At 61.5% G+C, this 2,394-nt stretch carries 2 protein-coding genes and 1 pseudogene; 2 read left to right on the top strand and 1 reads right to left on the bottom strand.

Translation table 11 applies throughout. The features are described from left to right. A partial coding sequence (locus EN994_RS23975; protein ID WP_164746123.1) for a UTP--glucose-1-phosphate uridylyltransferase occupies positions 1–662 on the bottom strand: 662 nt, incomplete at its 3' end. A gap of 209 nt (positions 663–871) precedes the next feature. Between EN994_RS23975 and EN994_RS23980 the strand changes: the two genes are divergently transcribed. Both EN994_RS23980 and EN994_RS36320 read left to right on the top strand, forming a co-directional pair. Further along, on the top strand, positions 872–2,092 hold the full coding sequence (locus EN994_RS23980; RefSeq protein ID WP_013529721.1) for a lytic murein transglycosylase: 1,221 nt from the start codon (positions 872–874) through the stop codon (positions 2,090–2,092). Between the two features lie 127 nt (positions 2,093–2,219). Continuing rightward, positions 2,220–2,394 (top strand): annotated as a pseudogene (locus tag EN994_RS36320) (DUF459 domain-containing protein); the annotation flags it as partial.

Below are 2,394 nucleotides of genomic sequence, written 5' to 3' on the forward strand. Positions count from 1 at the left end.
AAAAAAAACAGGAGCGCGAAAATCTCCGGCTGCAGGATGTAGCGGCCGTTGATGTAGAGGTTGGACGGCGCGGTGCCGGCCTTCGGCTTTTCCACCATCTCGGTGATACGGAAGCCGTGATGCGTGTCCTCGCCGCGGCCGACGATGCCGTATTTGTGGGTTTCGGCGGGATCGCATTCCTGCACCGCGATGATGTTGTTGCCGGTCTCCTCGTAGAGCTCGACCATTGCCTTCGTGCAGCTCTTCTCCGACTGCATGATCATGTCGGGCAACAAAAGCGCGAAGGGCTCGTCGCCGACGAGCTCGCGGGCGCACCAGACGGCGTGGCCAAGTCCCATCGGCACCTGCTGGCGTGTGAAACTGGTCTGCCCCGGCGCCGGCTGCAGCCGCTGCAGGCGGGCGAGCTGGTCGTCCTTGCCGCGCTGGGCCAGCGTGTCATAGAGTTCGAACTGGATGTCGAAATGGTCCTCGATGACGGCCTTGTTGCGACCGGTGACGAAGATGAAATGCTCGATGCCGGCCTCGCGCGCCTCATCCACCACATACTGGATCACCGGCCGGTCGACGACGGTCAGCATTTCCTTGGGGACAGCCTTGGTGGCCGGAAGAAACCGTGTGCCGAGGCCGGCGACCGGGAAGACTGCCTTGCGAACTCTCTTCATGCTTTCAATTATCCGTTTGAGGGCCAGCTCCGCAATCCCCGTTTCAAGACATTTTCACGCCGGAATTGGGGATTACTGGGAAACTGAGGGGAGCGTCCACCGGTAAAGCTTCGAAGCGTCTTTTCGTTCCCGGTGGCACCTATGGTAAACTAATTCCTAACCTGGTTCGGCGATGAATGGTCTTTCCTGAGACAGAGAAGGAGGAAAAGATGTCCGTTCGCAATGCCGCAAAAATTTTTACCAGCGTCATGGCGGCAGCCAGCCTATCGCTCGCTCTGCTGATGCCTGGCCCCGCTTTCGCCGATGCCGGTTTCCGGCAATGGGTCGCCGGCTTCCGCGCCACCGCCGTGCAGAGCGGCGTTTCCGGCGCCCTATACGACCAGGCCTTCAGGAACATCAGGGATATCGATCCCGTGGTGCTGGAAAAGGCGCGCACGCAGCCTGAATTCACGGCCCCTGCCTGGGACTATTTCGACAACCGCGTCCATGATCAGTCCGTCGCCGTCGGCCAGCAGATGGCCAGGAAATGGAAGCCGTGGCTGGATCGGATCGAGGCCAGGTTCGGCGTCGACCGTTACATCCTGCTGGCCATCTGGTCGATGGAATCGAATTATGGCGAGATCCTCAAGCGCGACGACATCATGCGCAACGTCGTGCGCTCGCTGGCGACCTTGGCCTACGCCGATCCGAAGCGGGCGAAATTCGCCCGCACACAGCTGATCGCCGCGCTGAAGATCCTGCAGACCGGCGACATCGACGAAAGCCATCTGAGCGGATCCTGGGCCGGCGCCATGGGCCACACCCAGTTCATCCCGACCAGCTATCTGCACTATGCCGTGGACATGGACGGCAATGGCAAGCGAGACATCTGGAATTCGATCCCCGATGCGCTGGCGACATCAGCCAATTTGTTGAAGAAGAATGGCTGGCAGGCCGGCAAGACCTGGGGCTATGAGGTCGCCTTGCCAGCCGGAAAACTTCCCGGCGGTTCCAAGACGCTGTCGCAGTGGCAGGCGCTCGGCGTCGCCAGGGCCAACGGCAAGCCGTTCAAGAACGGCTCCGACAAGGCGACGCTGAAGGTGCCGGACGGCCGCAGCGGGCCGGCCTTCCTGATGATCAAGAATTTCACGGTCATCAAGGCCTACAACAACGCCGACAAATATGCGCTGGCCGTCGGCCTTCTTGCCGACGAAATCGCCGGCTCGAGCGGTCTGGTGCAGGACTGGAAGCGGCCTTTCACCAAGCTTACTTTCGAGGAAAGACAGGAGCTGCAGAAGCGGCTTTCCCAGCATGGCCTTTACGACGGCAAGTTCGACGGCAAGATCGGCGACGGCTCGAAGACTGCCATCATGGCCTTCCAGGCCAAGGCCGGCTTGACCCAGGACGGCTATCCGAGCATGGAAGTGCTGAAGTGGCTCCGGCAGAAATAGAGCCGCCTGCGGTGCCGCGCGGCCTTCCAGGCGCGCAAAGGACACTGTAGCAATCTGGTTGGGCGGCATTTGCCGAGAAACCGATGCGGTTTTTCGGCAGGACTGCGCCAAGGGACGGAGGAAACGATTGGCTTCGGCTGCGCGCATCGCAGGGCTTGTTCGTCGCATGCCGGTGCTCGTCCTGGCCGTGGTCATGCTTGCCGTCGGCGTGGCTGGCGCCTTTCATGCGCCGGCCATGGCGCAGGAGCAGCAAAACCGCGGCTGGTCGTTGCGCGACCTTTTGTTTCCGCGCCGCAGCGAGC

It is taken from the genome of Mesorhizobium sp. M7A.F.Ca.CA.002.09.1.1 (assembly GCF_003998555.1).
Lineage (GTDB): Bacteria > Pseudomonadota > Alphaproteobacteria > Rhizobiales > Rhizobiaceae > Mesorhizobium > Mesorhizobium ciceri.

Excerpts from the sequence above, each read along its gene's own strand:
- EN994_RS23980 (WP_013529721.1), top strand. The coding sequence starts at position 872 with ATGTCCGTTCGCAATGCCGCAAAAATTTTTACCAGCGTCATGGCGGCA.